This is a genomic window from Vreelandella sp. ssv, from assembly GCF_059448525.1.
Genome location: NZ_CM182545.1, coordinates 876,482 through 895,496 on the forward strand (window position 1 = coordinate 876,482; position 19,015 = coordinate 895,496).

Here is a 19,015-nt window from a genome sequence, read left to right on the forward strand (position 1 = left end):
GATGGCGGCGAATGTTTAATGGCGACTAAAGTAGGCCTCCATAACCGCGATGACTTTATCAATGTCCGCGTCGTTAATATCGCGATGGACAACAAACCGGGTGGCGTAAAGAAGCTCAATCAAAATACCGTGCTCTTTTAGCCAGGCGGAAAGGGGCGGCACATGATGGTCAGGAAGGCGTGCGAACACCATATTGGTTGCCTGTGAGGTGATTTCGACCCCAGGCAGTGTTGCCAAGCCTTCGGCCAGCCTTGCGGCACGGCGGTGATCCTCGCTTAAATCACTCACATGATGATCGATGGCGTACTGACAGGCCGCTGCGATAATCCCCACTTGGCGCATTCCACCTCCCACCATTTTGCGTAGACGGCGAGCCTTATCAATCAACGCTTGAGAGCCCACCAATGCCGATCCCATGGGGGTTCCTAGACCTTTTGAAAAGCATAATGAAACGCTATCGAAAGGTAGGCAGAGCTGCTTAAGCGACCTGTCGGTTGCGACGGCAGCATTAAACAGGCGTGCTCCGTCTAAGTGCGTTGCTAAACCGCGTTCACGAGCGAGTTCTGTCGCTTTTAGAACATACTCTTCGGGCAGCACTTTACCGCCAATGGTATTTTCCAACGCCAGCAGTTTGCTGCGGGCAAAGTGAAAATCGTCAGCTTTGATGGCAGCGATTATTTTTTCCATTGGTAGCGTGCCATCGGCCGCATTCTCAATAGGCTGAGGTTGGATACTACCCAAGACTGCTGCGCCACCGCCTTCATAACGATAAGTGTGGGCCGACTGTCCAACAATGTACTCATCACCGCGCTCGCAGTGTGCCATGAGTCCTACTAGGTTACTTTGCGTACCACTAGGAAACAGTAGCGCTGCTTCTTTGCCTGCCAGTTCAGCCAAGTTTGCTTGGAAAGCATTCACCGTTGGGTCATCGCCCCATACATCATCACCTACCGGTGCGGCCAGCATGGCTTCAAGCATCGGGGGAGTGGGGCGCGTTACCGTATCACTGCGTAAATCAATCATGCGGAACTCCTTTTTTGTTTAATAGCGACCACTTAGAGCTATTTTATTGAGCAAGTTTTGCGGAACCATCTATGGTTAACAGCATACTGCAAGTCTCTCCAGCATAGGCATCCCGATGGACTTAAAAAGTGGCTACCCCTTTTGGGCTGTAAAAAACGGCCTGTTGAAAACCTTCCCACAGCTTACCCGAGACCACCAAAGCGAAGTGGTGGTGATTGGTGGCGGTATTACGGGCGCACTAATTGCGGATGAGCTCAGCCGTCACGGCCACCATGTGGTAGTACTTGAACGACGCGATGTGGGGTGGGGCAGCTCCGCTGCGAGCACCGCCTTGCTTCAGTATGAAATTGACACGCATATGACAGAGCTAGCGAAGCGTTACGGTGAAGCCGATGCGGTGCTTGCTTATCGCGCGTGTGCCGATGCCATCGGTGAGATTGAAACCTTGGCGGCGGGCCTGGGAGATGTCGATTTTGAGCGTCAGCAGAGTCTCTACTATGCCAGTAACGAAGAGGATGTGGCGTCAATAAAAGAGGAGCTGGCGCTTCGCCTTAAGCACGGCTTTGACGCTTCCTGGCTTGAAAGTGAGACCATCTTGAAGGAGTACGGCTTTGTGGCGCCCGGCGCGATACTTACCCAACTGGCCGCCAGTATTGATCCGTACCGCATGGCTTATCAGCTGTTTTCCAAGTTAGTAGAGCGCGGTGGGGAAGTGTATGACCGTACGCAAATGGAGACGATGACGCCGGACGAGCAGGGTGTCACGCTTACGCTTACCAACGGTGCCACCCTGCGTTGCCAGTACGTGGTAATGGCAGCTGGCTATGAATCGCAAGCCTGGTTGCCCGAGAAGGTTGCCATTAACCGCAGTAGCTATGCGCTGATTACCGACCCGCTACCGCCAGAGGCATTAGGTAAATTGCGTCATACCATGGTGTGGGAGTCCGCGCGGCCCTACTTATATATGCGTACGACCTGCGATGGTCGCCTTTTAGTGGGTGGCGACGATGATGATGAAGACATTCCCAAGCGTCGCGATGCTCGGGTAGAAGAGAAAGCCGAAGGGCTTGCGCGGAAGGTAGAAGCACTATGGCCTAAACTCGATATTAACCCTACGTTCTCATGGGGAGGTACCTTTGCCGAAACCGATGATGGCCTGCCTTTTTTTGGTCCCCATGAGGCACACGGGCCACGGGTGCATTTCGCCATGGCGTATGGCGGTAACGGCATTAGCTATAGCATGATCGGGGCAACATTACTGCGGGCGCTGATTGAAGGAGAGGAGCATCCGCTGGCAGAGCTGTTTTCATTCCGGCGCCTAGCCAAAATGACTTAACTGTCAATGCGATCTTGGCAACGGCCTTAAAAATAGCCATAAAATCTAGCGGCGCGTTCGTGGAAAATGAGTATATCTGAATAGATATTCACAAGGGTTGAGGGCCATGAGCCATACACTGTACTTACGGGCACTAGAGCGCAATGATCTGCGCTTTGTCCACGAGCTCAATAATAACCAGAGCATCATGTCGTACTGGTTTGAAGAACCTTACGAGTCGTTCGACGAGTTAGAGGAGCTCTATAACAAGCATATTCATGACAATGCCGAGCGGCGCTTTGTCGCCGAAGATAGCCACGGTAATGCGATTGGTTTGGTGGAACTGATTGAGATCGACTACATCCATCGCAGTGCCGAGTTTCAAATTATCATTACCCCGGACCATCAGGGCAAAGGGTTTGCCCGTTCGTTGATTGGGCAGGCATTGCACTACTCCTTCACCATCCTAAATCTGCATAAGGTATATCTCATTGTGGCGGTGGAAAACGTCAAAGCGATCCATCTTTACGAAGAGAGCGGCTTTATTGAAGAGGGGCATCTAGTGCAGGAGTTCTTTATCAATGGCAAGTACCGGGATGTGAAGCGTATGTATATCCTGCAGGGCACCTATCTCGATCAACTTGATACCATCGAAGCGCCTGAATCTAACTGGTTGTGAACATGCTCAAATAAAACGCCTCGCTGAGACGAGGCGTGGGATATAGCTGATACTGCATGGTGTAAACCAGCGCTGACGCTTAGCCGAGATAGGCCTTGAGCGCATCAAGTGCCGCACGCTGCTGTTGAGCACGCTTAGCCCATACTTCCATAATATCGGCTTCCCTCGACTGTCCGTGATTGACTGGATGCTGCATGGCGGCTACTCCTTTTTCAGGGGTTAGGTGAAAGGCGTTGTAATTCACAGCTTATTTCTTATACGCACGTTAATTTGTGCAAAGCAGCATTTTAGCTGTTGATAACGATAATAAGGGCTTTTGCCAGCTTCTGGTAGTCCAAATGACGTAGGTGATTTGCCATTCCGTGTAAGCATTTGCTTACAAATGCGCCACTCACTCTACTATGCAATTGAATGGAAAAGGTTTTCATAGTCATAAAAAAGCCGGGAGTTACTCCCGGCTTCTGTGATTATCTTTTAGTCTAAAGCACCTGAATTAACCTAAATAGGCTTTCAGCGCTTCTGCTGCGGCACGATTCCATTGGGCATTCAAGTTCCAGAACTCTAGAACTTCTTTATCGCGTGCAGGGGGAGTTATTAGAAACGTCATAGTGTGGTCCTCCTAGTGGGACTACATTTACAGTATAGCGCTTTTTTGCTGCGGCGCAGCATTTAGCCTGTGAATAGTCTTGTAAAAGGTCGCACATTACGCAGGATTGGCGATAACCCGCTAGGCTATACGCTGCGCCACTTATCTATCAGGTCGTTGCGAAAGGAGTCGCTAATGAGTACCAATGTTGCTGAAATCATGGTTGAAACTCTCCAAAATGCAGGCGCAAAGCGCTGCTACGGAGTAGTAGGGGATACCCTCAATCACTTTACCGATGCCCTGCGACAAAGTGACATAGAGTGGATCGGGGTTCGGCACGAGGAAGTCGGTGGTTTTGCGGCTGGCGGAGAGGCCTATCTTACCCAAGAGTTAGCGCTGTGTGCCGGTTCCTGTGGGCCAGGCAGCCTGCACTTTGTAAACGGCCTTTTCGATGCGCATCGCAATGGCTCACCTGTCGTGTTTATTGCGACTCAGGTGCCACTGGGCGAAACGGGCAGCAGTTTTCCTCAGGAAGTCGATCAGTCGCGTGTGTTTGAACAGTACAGCGTATTTTGTGAAACCCTTAACTCGCCTGAACAGGCGCGACGCATGACGTCGCTTGCTGCGCAAACCGCGCTGGCAAAGCGTGGGGTCGCGGTATTAATTGTACCTGGGGATATTTTCAACCAAACGCCGCAAAACCAGCTTGCTTATCGTACCCACCGTTTTAGCTATTCACTGCGTCCTTCGGCGGCGGCCTTAGTTCCCGCTGTTCAGCAGCTCAATAAAGGCGGCAATATCACGATATTTGCCGGTGCCGGCTGTGAAGATGCCCGTGAACAGGTGATTGCGTTGGCTGAAAAGCTGCAGGCCCCCATTGCCTGGACCTCCCGTGCCAAAGATTTTCTCGAGCATGATAATCCGTACCAGGTTGGGATGACCGGCGTTTATGGTCTGGAGGGTGGCTACCACGCTGTCGCAGAGTGCGACACGTTGCTGCTACTTGGCTGTAACTTTGCGTTTAGCCAGTTTTACCCTGAGAGCGCTGCGATTATCCAGGTAGATCACGATCCAGCTCAGATTGGTAAGCGTTACCCTGTTGATGTGGGCATCATAGGCAGTGCGCGAGATACGTGCGAAGCGCTTTCTCAGGTCGTCGAGCCTAATAGCAGCACGCGCTGGTTGGAAAAATGCCGCAAACGCTACCAAAAATCACTGCAGAAGTCGGCTCATAAGAGTAAGGACGATGGGCTAATCCATCCGCAGGAGCTAACGCTCGCCCTTGATCGTTTGGCCAATAATGATGCGCTAATTACGGCGGATACCGGCAGTGTTAATGTATGGATGTTGCGGCATATACGCTCGCTAGGCCAGCGCCGCACACTCGCCAGCTTGCAGCACGGCACCATGGCGAATGCCTACCCTCAAGCGCTGGGTATTCAACTGGCATATCCGGATCGTCAGGTCATCGCCATGTGCGGTGACGGTGGGCTTTCCATGTTAATGGGCGACCTGCTAACCCTGGTGCAGCGGCGTATTCCACTTAAAATCGTGGTGTATAACAACAGCTCGTTAAGTTTTGTGGAGTTAGAGCAGAAAGTAGAAGGGCTACTGGATGCCTATACCGAGCTGGAGAATCCTGATTTTGGGCGTGTCGCACAAACCATGGGGCTGTGGGGTAAGCGCGTTGAGCAAGAGGACCAGCTTGAGGACGCTATGGGCGACTGGCTGGCATATCCCGGCCCAGCGCTGTTGGATGTGGTCGTGAACCCAATGGAACTCGTCATGCCGCCTAAAGTGGAAGCTGGGCAAATGGCTTCTACTGCACTCTACTCCGCGAAAGCGGTGCTGAGTGGGCGCATGGATGAAGTAGTTCACTTAGTTAAAAGTAACTTCCTAAAACGCTGAGGGGTTTAGCGTCACGATGGCAGTTGTAGTGGTCTGCATAAGGCAGTTTATTGAGTGTTGTTCTTTTAAGTGATGTCTTTCTGAGGAGCCTTATGCGGCTGCATATTTTATCTGATTTACACCTGGAGTTTTTCGACGGAAACCGCGAGCTCCCGCAGGTGGAAGCAGACGTGCTGATTCTGGCCGGGGATATTCATCGTAAGTGTGAAGGGCTCGCGTGGGCCCGCCATCGTTTTCCAGATATGCCGATTATTTATGTACCTGGCAATCATGAATTTTATGGCACATGTATGCCGCACTTGCGTGGTGACTTGGCGCTGGAGGCTGAGCGCCTCGATATCGAGCTTCTGGATAATCGTGCCGTTACGCTTAATGGCATTCGCTTTTATGGCACAACACTGTGGACGGACTTTGCGCTGTATGCCAATGACCCGACCCAAAACCTTGCCGATACCGAATCAAAAGCGTTGCGTTATATGCCCGATTTTAAAATCGTCCAAAGCTCCCCAGGCGTAACCCTGACACCGTCAGCAAGCTCTCTGCTGCATGCACAAGCGTTGGCATGGCTCGAAGCCGAGCTCTCTCAACCCTTTGACGGGCCAAAAGTGGTGGTCAGCCATCACGCGCCGCTGCACGACTGTATTCCAGGGCAATATTTGGGCGATGCTTTATCCCCCGCGTTTGCCTCACATCTGCCCGAGTTAATGGGCAAAATGGACGTGTGGGTTCATGGGCATGTTCATGAACCTGTCGACATTTTGCGCAACGGCACCCGCATCATCGCCAATCCCGGCGGTTATCCCTATGAGTTCAATCCAGCGAAATTTAGGCCGGATTGTGTTTTAGACCTCTAAAAGCGTCATCATTTCATAGATTTAAGGTCACTTTGTGCTCTCTGTTATAGACCTTATTCAAGGTCCAGAGAGTGCTACTTTGGTTTAAATTCAACGTCTTCTACTTGCGCCTTGGCGACCGGGTACTTATCTTCTTAGTTGTATGATGTATAACATAGGATGTTGACTAGCCAATGAAGCATGCTCACCAATAGTCAACGCATTCATAACGAGGGCACAAAGTGACGTTTTCAAGAGAAGCTGTAACCAATGCCATCGGCGATGGCCTGCTATCGTTCCCGATTACGGACTTCGATAGCCAGGGTCGCTTCGATGAAGCGAGCTACCGCAAGCGACTTGAGTGGTTCATTAGCCACGAAATTTCCGCGGTTTTCGTCGCGGGTGGTACGGGGGAGTTCTTCAGTCTTTCGCTAGATGAGTATCGCGAGATCGTGCGCGTGGCAGTCGAGGTGATTGACGGACGCTTACCGGTGATTGCCAGCGCAGGCTTAAGCGTCGAAACAGGCAAAGCCTTTGCAGCGGCGGCGGAAGAGGCGGGGGCAGACGGTATTTTGCTGATGCCGCCTTACCTGACCGAATGCCCTCAGGATGGTTTGGTCGAGTATGCCCGTCAAATCTGTGACGCTACCTCGATTAGCGTCATTTACTACAACCGCGGTAACGGCGTTTTGACGGCACCTTCCGTTCAGCACCTGGCCGACCAGTGCCCTAATTTGGTGGGTCTGAAGGATGGCAAAGGCGATATACAGGCACTCAATAAAATCATCAAAACCGTAGGAGACCGCCTGGTTTATATCGGTGGTGTACCGACGGCGGAAATTTTCGCTGAAGCCTATGTCTCCATCGGCGTGAATACCTACTCCTCAGCCGTTTTCAACTTCGTTCCGGAAATGGCTGTGACGTTTTATAAGGAGTTGCGTAAAGGCAATAAAGAGCTCGTTAAGCAGATCACCAACGACTTTTTTATTCCTTTCGTAGATGTCAGGGACCGAAAAGCAGGCTACGCCGTTAGCCTTATCAAAGCAGGTGCCGCGATTGTAGGCCGACCTGCAGGCAGTGTCCGCGCGCCGCTGACCATGCCAACCGATGCTGAGTGCCAGCAGTTGGAAGCCCTTATTGAAGTAGCAAATAAGTATTGATCCCCCCACTGGCCCTGTTAACCAGCATCATTAAATAACCACCAATAATAAGAGGATGTTAGACATGCGCACATACAATAACTGCATGAAAGCCAGCTTTATGAGCCCCCGTACTTTAAAAACGTTAGCCCCCATCGCCAGCGTTGCAGCATTGGTTGCCATTGCGCTACCTGCTCAAGCAGAAGATTGGCGTGGTTGGAACATCCATCCTGACGGCTATCCCAATACGGTGGCGTTAGAAGAATTTGCCGAAGCGGTGGAGGAGCAAACGGAAGGTCGCGTTGAACCACGTGTTTACAACAATGCCGTGCTTGGCGACCAGTCGGATGCCATCGAGCAGACTCGCAATGGGGCGTTAGACTTTGCCAACTTCAACATGGGGCCAATGGGCCCCATCGTTCCAGAAACGAATGTGTTCTCATTACCCTTTTTGTTCAACGATGTTGATCACATGCATACGGTGATGGACGGTGAAATTGGTGAACGCTTTGCCGACGCCTTGGAAGATAAAGGCTTAGTGGTTCTTTCCTGGTTCGATTCGGGTGCCCGCAGTATTTATAACAACCAGCGCCCTATTAGAACCCCTGAAGATGTTGAAGGCTTGAAGATCCGGGTAATGAATAACGATCTTTACGTCGATATGATCGCCGCGATGGGAGGTAATGCCACGCCTATGTCTTATGGTGAAGTTTATCAAAGCTTAACCACCGGTGTACTCGATGGCGCTGAGAATAACTACCCCTCTTTTGAGTCTAGCAACCACTATGAAACGACTGGTTACTACTCATTAACCGAACACTTGATTATTCCTGAGTGTTTATGTGTGGCTAAATCAAGTTGGGAAGCTCTCTCCGAAGAAGATCAAGAGATTATTCGTGGGGTAGCTGAAGAGGCTTCTGAACGCCAGCGTGAGCTGTGGGTAGAAAGCTCTGAGAAGAGTCGCCAGATTGTTCTCGATTACGGTGTCGAGATTAACGAAGTTGATGATAAAGCGGCCTTCCAGGCGCTTATGGAACCTATGTATGAAACGTTCATTGCGAATAATCCTGGCACAGGTGAGTTGATCGAGGAAATTCGCGCTACTGAGTAAACTTTGTCGCCCACACGCTTCCGGCAGTTAAGCGCTGCCGGAAGTTGAAAAGGAAATGTGCCGTGAGTATCGAACTTGAATCGCAGGTCGATAAGGAAGACGTGGAAAAAAGCGGCTCGCTGAATCGAATCCTAGATGGTATCGCCAGCTTATGTATTCTTGTTGCAGGGGTCTTATTAGTCACCCTTATTATAATATTTGGGTGGTTGGTTTTTGGTCGTTATGTGCTGAATAATACTCCTACTTGGGTTGAACAAGCTTCGTTGGTGTTGGTTGTTTATATCACCTGCTTAGGTGCAGCTGCTGGGGTTAGGCACCATAGCCATCTGAATATTGATTTTATTCGTGAAAGCTTCGCTGGTCCATTGCGCGGTTTGATGCACCATATTTCTGATCTTTTTATCCTATCTTTTGGTGGTTTTATGGCTTTTCAAGGTTGGACATTAGTAATGACCAACTTGGAAAGGGCTATTCCCATGATAGGTTTGTCGGAAAGTTGGCGTGCGGCTCCCTTAGTAATTTGTGGTGTATTAATTATGCTTTTTGCAGCCGCTGATATAGCACAGCGCCTACTGTCTCGAAAAGTTAAGAGGGTTTAAACGATGGGTCTTATTATTCTTTTCGGGATATTCTTTCTAGGCCTTATAGTCGGTGCGCCAGTTGCTTTTGCCGTTGGTTTAGCGGCTGTTGTAACGTTTCTTTATGAAGGTTTGCCTCTGTTTGTTGCGTTCCAGCGTATTCTTTCCGGTATTTCGGTTTTTTCACTGCTCGCAATTCCCTTCTTTATCTTTGCCGGGGAGTTAATGATGCACGGAGGTATCTCCACACGCCTTGTGCGTTTAGCATCCGCCATGGTCGGTAAGGTGCGTGGCGGTCTGGGGATGGTCAACATTAGCTCTTCCATGCTGTTCGGAGGCATATCTGGCTCTGCAGTGGCGGACACTTCCGCATTAGGGTCTATCCTGATCCCGGTGATGAAAGAGAAAGGCTACGATGCCGACTATGCAGTGAACGTTACTGTGACCTCGTCGATCGCAGGCGTAGTGATTCCTCCTAGCCATAACATGATTCTTTATGCGGTAGCCGCAGGCGGCGGTATTTCCGTTACCCAGCTGTTTATCGCCGGTATTGTTCCTGGGGTTTTGATGTGCCTTAGCTTAGCCGTTGCTGCTTATATTGTGGCGGTGAAACGTGGTTATAAAGGAGAAGCCTTTCCTGGTTGGAATGCGCTAATTATCAGCTTTTTCGCCTCCCTGCCTGGGCTAATGACCGCAGTGATTATCGTCGGTGGGGTGCTCTCGGGCATTCTAACAGTGACAGAATCCGGTGCTTTCGGAGCTATCTACGCTATTGTCGTGACCGGCTTGGTTTACCGCGAATTGTCCTGGGCCTCTTTCAAAGCCGCTGTTGTTCAGTCGGTAAAAACCACCTCGTTAGTAATGATTTTAGTGGGGTGCGCCTCTGCGTTTTCATATCTGCTCGCGCTCTACAATGTTCCGGAAATGCTAACTACGGGCTTGGTGGCTATTTCCGACAAGCCGCTGGTTATTTTCCTAATGCTTAATATCATCCTGTTGATTTTAGGCATGATTATGGACATGGCCGCGTTAATTCTTATCTGTACACCTATTTTCCTGCCCGTTGCTATGCAGTTCGGTATGGACCCGATTCAGTTCGGCATCATTTTGATGATGAACCTGGGGCTTGGCTTGTGTACGCCACCGGTAGGTGCGTGTCTGTTTGTCGGTTGTGTGATCGGGAAAATTAAAATCGAAGAAGCGGTGCGCACTATATGGCCTTTCTTCTTAGCACTGTTCGTTGCCTTGATGATGGTGACTTACATACCTGCTATCTCTTTGACGCTGCCCAGCTTTTTCCAATAAGGGCGCTTTCAAAAAGCCGCTAACAGGATAGATCGTTTATGAAAGTTGTCGCCGTAAAAACCCATATACTGGATTACCAACTCGAAACGGCGTTTGAAAGTGCCTCCATGCATTTTTCTCGCCGCCAACACTGCTTAGTCGAAATCATCTGTGATGATGGGACCATCGGTTGGGGCGAGTGCTTAGGGCCCGCGAAGCCTAATGCCGCCATTGTGGAGGTCTACGCCCAGTCACTCGTAGGCGAAGATCCACTCCAGACAGAGAAAGTTTGGTTAACGCTCTATAACCGATTACGCGACCAAGGGCAGCGCGGTTTAACCGTGACCGCCTTAAGCGGCATTGATATTGCGTTGTGGGATATCAAAGGCAAGCACTTTGGCGTACCTATCTCGACGTTGCTGGGTGGACGCTTTCGCGACAGCGTGCGCGCTTACGCCACCGGCTCTTTTCGCCGAGAGGGCGTTGATCGGGTCACTGATATAGCCGCAGAAGTGGCAGGCTACCGTCGCGATGGTTTTCACGCCGTTAAGATAAAAATTGGCTTCGATGTCGAGGAAGATCTTGCGGTGATTGCCGCCGTACGTGATGCCATCGGGCCGGATATGCGCATGATGATTGATGCCAATCATGGTTACGATTACCTAGAAGCGATTGAGTTGGGACAGCGTGCTGCGCAGTACGGTATCGACTGGTTTGAAGAACCCGTCTTGCCCGAACAGATTGCCACTTATGAAGCCGTTCGGGCCGGTCAGCCAATTCCTGTTGCCAGTGGTGAGAACTGGCACGGCCGCTATGCCATGCATGAGCCGTTGGCCCGTCGTGCGGTCGATATTGTGCAACCGGATATTTGTGGCGTGGGTGGTTTTAGCGAGATGCGCCGCGTGGCAGATATGGCCGCGATGCACGGTGTTCGGTTAGTGCCCCATGTATGGGGCACCGCGGTGTGTTTGGCAGCAAGCCTGCAGTTTATGGCTGCGCTGCCGCCCAACCCGCCACGCCGAAAACCTATCGAACCCATTATGGAATTTGACCGCACCGAGAATCCCTTTCGCCAAGCTGTCGTTCAAACACCCATCGAGCATACCCAAGGCGTGATGACGATTCCCGATGGTCCAGGCTTGGGTGTTGAAATTAATCGCGATGCGCTATCCACCTACGCTCTTAGGGAGAAATAACGTTGTCGATTCCCGTTAATACACGTCCGTTAACAGGGCTGCCGCCCAACTTAAAGGCACCAGCAGGGGCAACCGATTGCCATATGCATTTATACCTGCCCGGCTATGAAGCGCAGCCGGGTGGGCCAGATATTGCCGAGCTGGCAACAGTAGCGGATTACCGTGTCGTTCAGCAGCGTCTCTCGCTTGAGCGTGTTGTGGTAACACAATCTAACGCCTACCAGTTTGATAATCGTTCTATTTTAAAAGGTGTTGCAGAAATTGGTCAGGAGCGCGCAAGGGCTATTGTGGCTGTTCCCCCTGATGTTTCAGAATCGCAAGTTGAAGCGTTGCATGCCCAGGGTGCGCGTGGCGCAAGGATCATGCAGCTACCCGGTGGGGCAGTGGGGTTGGATGGTTTAGCCGCAGTGGAAGCGCGGGTAAAAGCGTTTGGCTGGCACTTAATGGTGCAGTTCAATAGCCGTGAAATTAATGACTATATGGACACTCTCAACGCTATCGAAACTGACTACATCATTGACCATATTGGCAAGTTTATGCCGCCAGTTGCCGCTGATGATCACCGCGTTGATCAACTGCTTAGTTTGCTGGATCGTGGTAATGCGTGGTTAAAAATCTGCGGTGGTTATGAAACCAGCCTAAGCGGCGGACCTGACTATGCCGACGTAAGCCCTATCGCAAAGCGGCTTATCCAGCACGCCCCTGAACGTGTTATTTGGGGATCCAATTGGCCCCACGTGGCGGTACCTCGCGAGCACTACCCGGATGATGCCGAGCAGTTAGATACATTGCTGCATTGGGCAGATGAAAGCGCCCGGCAAAAGATACTGGTAGATAACCCCGCCACACTTTACGGCTTTTAAAAAATTTTCTTTTACTCATTAGCAAGGAGTTCAAATGTTAAACCGTATTTTAGTGACTGGCGCGGCCGGGGGACTGGGCAAAAGCTTGAGACCGCACCTATCCAAACTCGCCAAGCATGTTCGCTTATCTGATGTGGCGCCTTTAGGAGAGGCGGGTGAAGGGGAAGAACTAGTTCAAGCCGATCTTAGCGATATGCAGGCAGTCTCGGAACTGGTCCGCGACTGCGACGGGATTGTTCACCTAGGCGGTATGTCGGTAGAAAGCCCTTGGGAGGCCATTTTACAGGCCAATATTATGGGCACTTACCATCTTTATGAAGCGGCAAGAAAGCAGGGAAAACCAAGGATTGTATTTGCCAGCTCCAACCACGCCATCGGTTTTTATGAGCGCCATCAGCACATCGACACCCATGTGGCACAGAAACCGGATTCTCTTTACGGTGTGTCAAAGTGTTTTGGGGAAAACCTTGCCAGTCTGTATCACGATAAGTTTGGAGTAGAGACGCTGAGCGTTCGCATTGGCTCGTGCTTTGACAAGCCTGCTGATACCCGCATGATGGCTACATGGCTGAGCTTGGCGGATTTTGTCAGCTTGCTGCAGCGCGCTTTTGTGACACCGCGTTTGGGCTACACGGTCATTTATGGGGCGTCAAATAATGCTGAAAAATGGTGGGATAACGCCCATGCTAGCTTCTTGGGCTGGACACCTAAAGATAGCTCTGAGCCATGGCGGGAAGAGACCGAGCTGCTTGACCGCAGTATAGATGGTAACGATTTCGCCGTACGTTATCAGGGCGGCAAATTTACCAAATCGGGTCATCCGGACGACGTTTAATGGTACTTATAAGACCTAAGTTGTACGATATAATACAACTTGGACATTATTGAAGGATTGCTTTCATGGACAAACCTAGCGCAACGGCTTCAGCCCTAAAACCGCTTCAAATAAGTAAAGTGACGCAGCAGGGAAGCTTGTCCGTTCACGTGGCCGATCAACTGGAAGCTCTCATCACCCAGGGGAAAGTGGCGGTGGGTGATAAGCTGCCCACTGAGAACAGCCTTTGTGACTCCTTTGGGGTTAGCCGCACGGTGATTCGAGAGGCGATTACGCATCTTAAATCACTGGGGTTGGTAGAGACCCGCCGCGGTGTGGGAACCTCGGTGCTGCGTTCTTCGACCGTTGAAGCGAGGCCGGCAGAGCGCATAAACCCCACTACCGTAGAAGATATCTTGCACCTGCTGGAACTGCGGCTAACCTTAGAGCCTGCGGCGGCTGAATTAGCCGCCTTACGCCATGACGATGAGGATCGTCAGCGGCTTGAGGCGCAGCACCTCGCTTTTAGTAATGCATTTGCAGCCAAAACACAGGCCAGGGAAGAGGATTATCAGTTTCACTTTGCCATCGCCACGGCGACCAAAAATCCTTTTTTCCAATCTTTTTACAAGCAGTGGAGTCAGAGCGTGATTCCTCGTGCCAAGCTGCTGAGTATCGACATCAATCCGATCTCTTCCGAACGCTATTTGGAGCGAGTTCAGGAGGAACACACTTACATACTCGAAGCTATTCTTTCCCGCGATGCTCAAGCTGCCCGCGAAACGATGTTTCAGCATCTTAATCGGGCGCGCAATACCTATGCCCAATATCGTGATCAGTAGCATCACGACCAGTGACATCACTGACAAGATAAGGAGCGACCTATGACGATTCGAGGCGAAATGCTAATCGGTCAACAAGCAGTGACCGGAACCCAAGCCAACATTCAAGCGGTTAACCCCGCCACTGGCGAAAAGCTAGAGCCCATCTATATCGGCGGCAGCCGGGCACAGGTTGAGCAAGCCTGCGAGCTAGCTGAAATGGCCTATGCCACTTACCGCGAAACGTCCCTTGAAGAGCGCGCTACGTTTCTTGAAACCATCGCCAGTGAAATTGAAGCCATTGGCAGTGAGCTGATTGAGCGCGCCATGGCCGAAACCGGCCTGCCGCAAGCGCGCATTGAAGGAGAGCGGGGCAGAACCTGCGGGCAACTGCGCCTGTTTGCTTCGGTTGTACGTGCCGGTGAGTGGTTGGATGTTCGTATTGATCCTGCCATGCCGGATCGCGAGCCGCTGCCGCGTGCGGATCTTCGTCAGCGCCATATCGCATTAGGCCCTGTGGCCGTTTTCGGTGCCAGCAACTTCCCGCTGGCATTCTCCGTCGCGGGTGGCGATACCGCGTCAGCGCTAGCTGCAGGCTGTCCGGTCGTGGTGAAAGGCCATTCGGCTCACCCAGGTACCTCAGAGTTGGTCGGACAGGCGATTCAAAAAGCCGTGAAAGCCTGCAACTTACCGGAAGGCGTGTTCTCATTGCTGTTTGGTGCTGGTAACGAAATTGGCCAGGCGCTGGTGGATGACCCACGTATTCAAGCCGTTGGTTTTACCGGTTCGCGCAGTGGCGGTATGGCGCTGATGAAAACTGCCCAAGCACGGCCTCAGCCAATTCCGGTATACGCTGAGATGAGCAGCATTAACCCAGTATTCGTCTTACCGGCGGCGCTTAAAGCTCGCGGTAAAGCGCTGGGTGAAGCGTTTGTCGGCTCGCTTAACATGGGCGCAGGCCAGTTCTGCACCAACCCCGGCCTGGTGATTGCGGTAAAAGGCCCTGAGCTAGATGCCTTCATTGAAGCGGCACGTGGCGCGGTAGAAGCCAGCGGCGCACAGACCATGCTGACGCCAGGTATTCACGGTGCCTATCAGGAGGGCGTTTCCAGTCTGAGCGGCGCAGCCAACGTGCGAGAAATCGCCCGTGGTCAAAGCGGCAGCGACTATCAGTGCCAGACCGCTCTGTTTGCCGCCTCAGCGAGCGATTTCCTCGGTTCTGAAACGCTGCAAGCCGAAGTGTTCGGCGCCAGTTCGCTGGTGATTGAATGCGCCGACGCGGCTGAGGTAAAGCGTGTTGCTGAACAGCTAGAAGGCCAGCTAACCGCGACGCTGCATATGGACGATGCAGACATTGATGCTGCAAAAGCGCTGCTGCCGACCCTGGAGCGTAAAGCGGGACGTATTCTCGCCAATGGTTGGCCCACTGGGGTCGAGGTGTGCCATGCCATGGTGCACGGCGGGCCGTTCCCGGCGACGTCTGATTCGCGCACGACCTCTGTGGGTTCGGCGGCTATTCACCGCTTCTTACGGCCAGTTTGCTACCAGTCCCTACCAGAAGGCCTGCTGCCCGATGCGCTGAAGGACGGTAATCCGCTCAAGGTCTCCCGCCTAGTGGATGGTAAACGCGAGCTGTCATAATCGTCTTCATACCGAAAATGTTTTAGCTCTATTAGCGGCCTACGGGCCGCTTTTTTATAGCTTTTTTTGGGGCTGGTGCAAAAACTGTCTAGAATCGATGTGTGGTTTCGCGCTTTAGGCGAACCAACTCGGCACGTCGGACAGGGTATTTTTCTGGGTTTTCCAGGAAACCGCGTGTGAATATAAGCTAACTGGAGAGCATTCCCATGGAGACCCTCGAATTACTCATTGCCCCGCTGCGCGATGGTCTCTATACCATCATGATGCCCGTCAGTGACTTTATCTGGAGCTACATTCTTGTTTATCTGCTGCTAGGCGCTGGCTTGCTGTTTACCATCATGACCCGGGGTATGCAGTTCCGTATGTTTAGGCATATGGCTTATGTCACGTTCACAGCCCGTGGCGCTGGCGATGGTATTAGCGGCTTTCAGGCGTTTGCCACCTCGATGGCCGCACGGGTCGGCACTGGCAATTTAGCCGGGGTAGCGCTGGCACTGTGGATTGGTGGGCCAGGGGCGATTTTCTGGATGTGGGTGACGGCGCTATTGGGGTTTGCCACCGCGTTCATTGAGTCGACCTTGGCACAGGTTTATAAGCACCGTAATGAAGATGGCGTCTTTCGTGGTGGCCCTGCCTACTATATCGAGCGCTGCCTGGGGTGGCGCTGGCTAGGCGCGCTGTTTGCGGTGTTTCTGATTATTGCTTATGGCTTGGCCTTTAACGCGGCCCAATCGAATACCATCGCCCAAGGCATGAATGGCGCTTTTGGAATACCCAATTGGCTTACCGGTGTAGTGATTGCCTTCTTTGCAGGTTTGGTTATTTATGGCGGCCTCAAGTCGGTAGCGCGCACCGCCGAGAAGATTGTCCCGGCAATGGCGATTGCGTATCTGCTAGTGGCACTATGGATACTGGTTGTTAACATTTCGGCCGTGCCCGATATGCTCTCGCTAATCGTGATGAGCGCTTTCGGGCTTGGTCCGGCTGTTGGTGGTGCTGCTGGTTACGCGATTAAAGCGGCGATGGAAAATGGCGTCAAGCGCGGCCTGTTCTCAAACGAAGCGGGCATGGGTTCAACGCCCAACGCGGCCGCTCAGGCAACCGTAAAGCATCCTGCGGCCCAAGGCTTAGTGCAATCCTTTGGCGTGTTTGTGGACACCATTGTGATCTGTAGCTGCACAGCCGTGGTAATCCTGCTTTCCGGCGTTTATGAGCGACTGATGTCGGAGTCGCCGGGCGACAGCATTGAGGGTATTCAACTGACCCAGGATGCCATGGTGGATCATTTAGGCGGCTTTGGTGAAATATTTATCGCGCTGGCGATTCTGTTTTTTGCCTTTACCTCCATCTTGGCAAACTTCTCTTTTTCGTCGGTCAACATCGAGTTTCTGTTCCGCCGTCACGCCACAAAAGCGGTAAGCGTGTTCAAGGTAATTGTTATCGCTATGGTAATGCTTGGTTCCGTGGCAGAGCTAAGCGTGGTGTGGGACTTTGCTGATTTAGCGATGGGACTGATGGCGACCACTAACTTGTTTGCGATTCTCATCATGGGGCCGATCGCGGTGGCCGTGCTGAAAGACTATGAGCGTCAGCGTCGCGAAGGCATTCACGAACCGATATTCGATCCGGCCATTCTTAAGCGCCCAGAACTGGTGGATGCCGATGTATGGCCAGTGAAGGAGGTCAAAGAAGAGTGAGGGTAGCGCCTAACCATTGCGGCCTGACAGTAGCAGCATCAGCGCCGCTTTTAGCTTACTGCCTCAATAAATGCTTTCGCCCTTGGGTCCTGCATGTAAGCAACATTGAGTCGCAGCCAGGGTGTCGGTTGGTGATCGGCAAAAAACAGGTGCCCCGGCGATAGCGTGACTTCCCACCGGTGAGCCAGTTCGCTCAGAGTTTCGGGCGAAATGGCCACCGGTGGTTTTGCCCAGATAAACATCCCCCCTGTTGGCTCGGTATACACTTCCCAACCTGCTTTTTTGAGCATCATCAGCGCCATGGCCATTTGGCTAGAGAGCTTGGTGCGCAGCCGCTCGGTGAGCTTCCGATAGCTACCGTTTTGCAGCAGAGTGGTGACCACTTGCTCCGCAAAGCGCGAGGCGGAAATACTGGTCAGCATCTTGATATCCACTAAACGCTGTACCCAAGCCACCGGTGCGGCGATAAAGCCTACTCTTAGTGAAGAAGAGAGGCTCTTAGAAAAGCTACCCAGGTAGAAAACCCGCTGCAACCCGTCGAGCGCTGCTAAGCGCGTAGTGGGGGTGTGCTGAAAATCCGCATAGATATCGTCTTCAATAATCTGAAAATCGTACTGTTCGGCGAGCTGTAATACCCGGTGCGCTACCGCGGGAGTGAGGGTGCTGCCCGTGGGGTTATGAAACACGCTGTTGATATAAAACAGCTTCGGGCGGTGCTGGGCTAGCAAAGCCTCCAAGCGCTCGATATCAGGTCCATCGGCAAGGCGCGGTACGCCAATGACGCGAATGCGTTGTAAGTGAAGCAGGCCGAACAGGTTGTAGTAGCCGGGTGATTCAACAAACACCGTGTCGCCTGGTTGCAGCAGCATACGCACCAACAAGTCGAGCGAGTGGCTACCGCCACCGGTCATGACAATCTGCTGGGCGTCAGCGGCAACGGCCATTGGGCGTAGGCGCTCTTGGATCAAGCTACGTAGCACCTGGGAACCATGAGGCGTGCTGTATTCGAAAATCCCTGGACGGCTCCTGCGCGCGACGTAACGGATCGCGTGGGTTAAGTCATCTCCTTCGCGCCAATCGCTGGGCAGCCAGCCACAGCCCAGTTTTAGGGTGTGCTCATTGGTATTGAAAAGCCCCCACAAACCGTTGGTGACTTCTTCCATCGCGGGATTAACAGCAGGCTGCGAGACAAACGATGAAGCGCTATCTGCCACATAAAAACCTGAACCGGGTCGTGAGCGCACTAAGCCAGAAGCGACAAGCCGTTCGTAGGCTTCAATCACCGCATTACGGCTGATGTGGTGGGTGGCGGCTAAACGACGAATCGATGGCAGGCGTCGGCCACCGCCTGCACCGTGTGCTTCAATCCAAGCGCGAATACCTGATTCAAGCTGCTGCGCGATGGGGGTAGTGGCGTGGCGATTAACCTCTAGTTTCATAACTGACCCAATGGTTTTCAACTGTTCTTAAAAAAGGCGGAACAGTGTCTGGATAGTGGTGGTTAAGTGTACCTTACCGCTGTGCAGT

Annotated in this window: 16 protein-coding genes; 14 read left to right on the forward strand and 2 right to left on the reverse strand. The window is 52.2% G+C overall.

What is annotated here, in order from left to right:
• Positions 1–15 precede the first annotated feature (15 nt).
• On the reverse strand, positions 16–1,023 hold the full coding sequence (ltaE, locus tag AC5TBW_RS04100) for a low-specificity L-threonine aldolase (protein WP_495510849.1): 1,008 nt from the start codon (positions 1,021–1,023) through the stop codon (positions 16–18).
• A 115-nt stretch (positions 1,024–1,138) separates the two neighbouring features.
• On the opposite strand from ltaE, the gene AC5TBW_RS04105 reads away from it, so the two are divergent.
• The 14 genes from AC5TBW_RS04105 (at position 1,139) to AC5TBW_RS04170 (ending at position 17,488) form a co-directional block, all read left to right on the forward strand.
• Positions 1,139–2,359, forward strand: coding sequence for an NAD(P)/FAD-dependent oxidoreductase (locus AC5TBW_RS04105; protein WP_495510850.1), 1,221 nt, complete (start codon positions 1,139–1,141; stop codon positions 2,357–2,359).
• A gap of 106 nt (positions 2,360–2,465) precedes the next feature.
• Positions 2,466–3,017 carry a spermidine N1-acetyltransferase gene (speG, locus tag AC5TBW_RS04110; RefSeq protein WP_495510851.1) on the forward strand — a complete coding sequence of 184 codons (552 nt, stop codon included), beginning with the start codon at positions 2,466–2,468 and terminating at the stop codon, positions 3,015–3,017.
• A gap of 781 nt (positions 3,018–3,798) precedes the next feature.
• Positions 3,799–5,511: a thiamine pyrophosphate-dependent enzyme gene (locus AC5TBW_RS04115; protein ID WP_495510852.1), complete on the forward strand. Its 1,713-nt coding sequence runs from the start codon at positions 3,799–3,801 to the stop codon at positions 5,509–5,511.
• A 92-nt stretch (positions 5,512–5,603) separates the two neighbouring features.
• Positions 5,604–6,365 carry a metallophosphoesterase gene (locus tag AC5TBW_RS04120; RefSeq protein ID WP_495510853.1) on the forward strand — a complete coding sequence of 254 codons (762 nt, stop codon included), beginning with the start codon at positions 5,604–5,606 and terminating at the stop codon, positions 6,363–6,365.
• Positions 6,366–6,586: 221 nt separating this feature from the next.
• Positions 6,587–7,504 carry a 5-dehydro-4-deoxyglucarate dehydratase gene (gene kdgD, locus AC5TBW_RS04125; protein ID WP_495510854.1) on the forward strand — a complete coding sequence of 306 codons (918 nt, stop codon included), beginning with the start codon at positions 6,587–6,589 and terminating at the stop codon, positions 7,502–7,504.
• Between the two features lie 100 nt (positions 7,505–7,604).
• Positions 7,605–8,594, forward strand: coding sequence for a TRAP transporter substrate-binding protein (locus tag AC5TBW_RS04130; protein WP_495511910.1), 990 nt, complete (start codon positions 7,605–7,607; stop codon positions 8,592–8,594).
• A gap of 62 nt (positions 8,595–8,656) precedes the next feature.
• Complete coding sequence (locus AC5TBW_RS04135; protein WP_495510855.1) at positions 8,657–9,193, forward strand: TRAP transporter small permease; 537 nt, start codon at positions 8,657–8,659, stop codon at positions 9,191–9,193.
• 3 nt (positions 9,194–9,196) lie between these two features.
• Positions 9,197–10,477, forward strand: coding sequence for a TRAP transporter large permease (locus tag AC5TBW_RS04140; RefSeq protein WP_495510856.1), 1,281 nt, complete (start codon positions 9,197–9,199; stop codon positions 10,475–10,477).
• 38 nt (positions 10,478–10,515) lie between these two features.
• A complete protein-coding gene (locus tag AC5TBW_RS04145) occupies positions 10,516–11,652 on the forward strand; it encodes a mandelate racemase/muconate lactonizing enzyme family protein (RefSeq protein WP_495510857.1) in 1,137 nt (378 codons plus the stop codon).
• 2 nt (positions 11,653–11,654) lie between these two features.
• Positions 11,655–12,515 carry an amidohydrolase family protein gene (locus AC5TBW_RS04150; protein ID WP_495510858.1) on the forward strand — a complete coding sequence of 287 codons (861 nt, stop codon included), beginning with the start codon at positions 11,655–11,657 and terminating at the stop codon, positions 12,513–12,515.
• Between the two features lie 34 nt (positions 12,516–12,549).
• Positions 12,550–13,350, forward strand: coding sequence for an NAD-dependent epimerase/dehydratase family protein (locus AC5TBW_RS04155; protein ID WP_495510859.1), 801 nt, complete (start codon positions 12,550–12,552; stop codon positions 13,348–13,350).
• Between the two features lie 65 nt (positions 13,351–13,415).
• On the forward strand, positions 13,416–14,171 hold the full coding sequence (locus AC5TBW_RS04160; protein WP_495510860.1) for a FadR/GntR family transcriptional regulator: 756 nt from the start codon (positions 13,416–13,418) through the stop codon (positions 14,169–14,171).
• 42 nt (positions 14,172–14,213) lie between these two features.
• Positions 14,214–15,791, forward strand: coding sequence for an aldehyde dehydrogenase (NADP(+)) (locus AC5TBW_RS04165; protein WP_495510861.1), 1,578 nt, complete (start codon positions 14,214–14,216; stop codon positions 15,789–15,791).
• Between the two features lie 206 nt (positions 15,792–15,997).
• Positions 15,998–17,488 carry an alanine/glycine:cation symporter family protein gene (locus AC5TBW_RS04170; protein WP_495510862.1) on the forward strand — a complete coding sequence of 497 codons (1,491 nt, stop codon included), beginning with the start codon at positions 15,998–16,000 and terminating at the stop codon, positions 17,486–17,488.
• Positions 17,489–17,538: 50 nt separating this feature from the next.
• Here the strand turns inward: AC5TBW_RS04170 and AC5TBW_RS04175 are convergent, their stop codons facing one another.
• Positions 17,539–18,927 (reverse strand): aminotransferase-like domain-containing protein, encoded by a 1,389-nt coding sequence (locus tag AC5TBW_RS04175; RefSeq protein WP_495510863.1) that lies wholly within the window; start codon positions 18,925–18,927, stop codon positions 17,539–17,541.
• Positions 18,928–19,015 lie beyond the last annotated feature (88 nt).

What these genes read in the sequence shown, in the direction of transcription:
- AC5TBW_RS04120 (WP_495510853.1), top strand. Translation starts at nt 5,604, where the DNA reads ATGCGGCTGCATATTTTATCTGATTTACACCTGGAGTTTTTCGACGGA.
- AC5TBW_RS04170 (WP_495510862.1), top strand. Translation starts at nt 15,998, where the DNA reads ATGGAGACCCTCGAATTACTCATTGCCCCGCTGCGCGATGGTCTCTAT.
- AC5TBW_RS04175 (WP_495510863.1), bottom strand. Translation starts at nt 18,927, where the DNA reads ATGAAACTAGAGGTTAATCGCCACGCCACTACCCCCATCGCGCAGCAG.
- AC5TBW_RS04105 (WP_495510850.1), top strand. Translation starts at nt 1,139, where the DNA reads ATGGACTTAAAAAGTGGCTACCCCTTTTGGGCTGTAAAAAACGGCCTG.
- ltaE (WP_495510849.1), bottom strand. Translation starts at nt 1,023, where the DNA reads ATGATTGATTTACGCAGTGATACGGTAACGCGCCCCACTCCCCCGATG.
- speG (WP_495510851.1), top strand. Translation starts at nt 2,466, where the DNA reads ATGAGCCATACACTGTACTTACGGGCACTAGAGCGCAATGATCTGCGC.
- AC5TBW_RS04160 (WP_495510860.1), top strand. Translation starts at nt 13,416, where the DNA reads ATGGACAAACCTAGCGCAACGGCTTCAGCCCTAAAACCGCTTCAAATA.
- AC5TBW_RS04155 (WP_495510859.1), top strand. Translation starts at nt 12,550, where the DNA reads ATGTTAAACCGTATTTTAGTGACTGGCGCGGCCGGGGGACTGGGCAAA.
- AC5TBW_RS04165 (WP_495510861.1), top strand. Translation starts at nt 14,214, where the DNA reads ATGACGATTCGAGGCGAAATGCTAATCGGTCAACAAGCAGTGACCGGA.
- AC5TBW_RS04115 (WP_495510852.1), top strand. Translation starts at nt 3,799, where the DNA reads ATGAGTACCAATGTTGCTGAAATCATGGTTGAAACTCTCCAAAATGCA.
- AC5TBW_RS04145 (WP_495510857.1), top strand. Translation starts at nt 10,516, where the DNA reads ATGAAAGTTGTCGCCGTAAAAACCCATATACTGGATTACCAACTCGAA.
- AC5TBW_RS04140 (WP_495510856.1), top strand. Translation starts at nt 9,197, where the DNA reads ATGGGTCTTATTATTCTTTTCGGGATATTCTTTCTAGGCCTTATAGTC.
- AC5TBW_RS04130 (WP_495511910.1), top strand. Translation starts at nt 7,605, where the DNA reads ATGAGCCCCCGTACTTTAAAAACGTTAGCCCCCATCGCCAGCGTTGCA.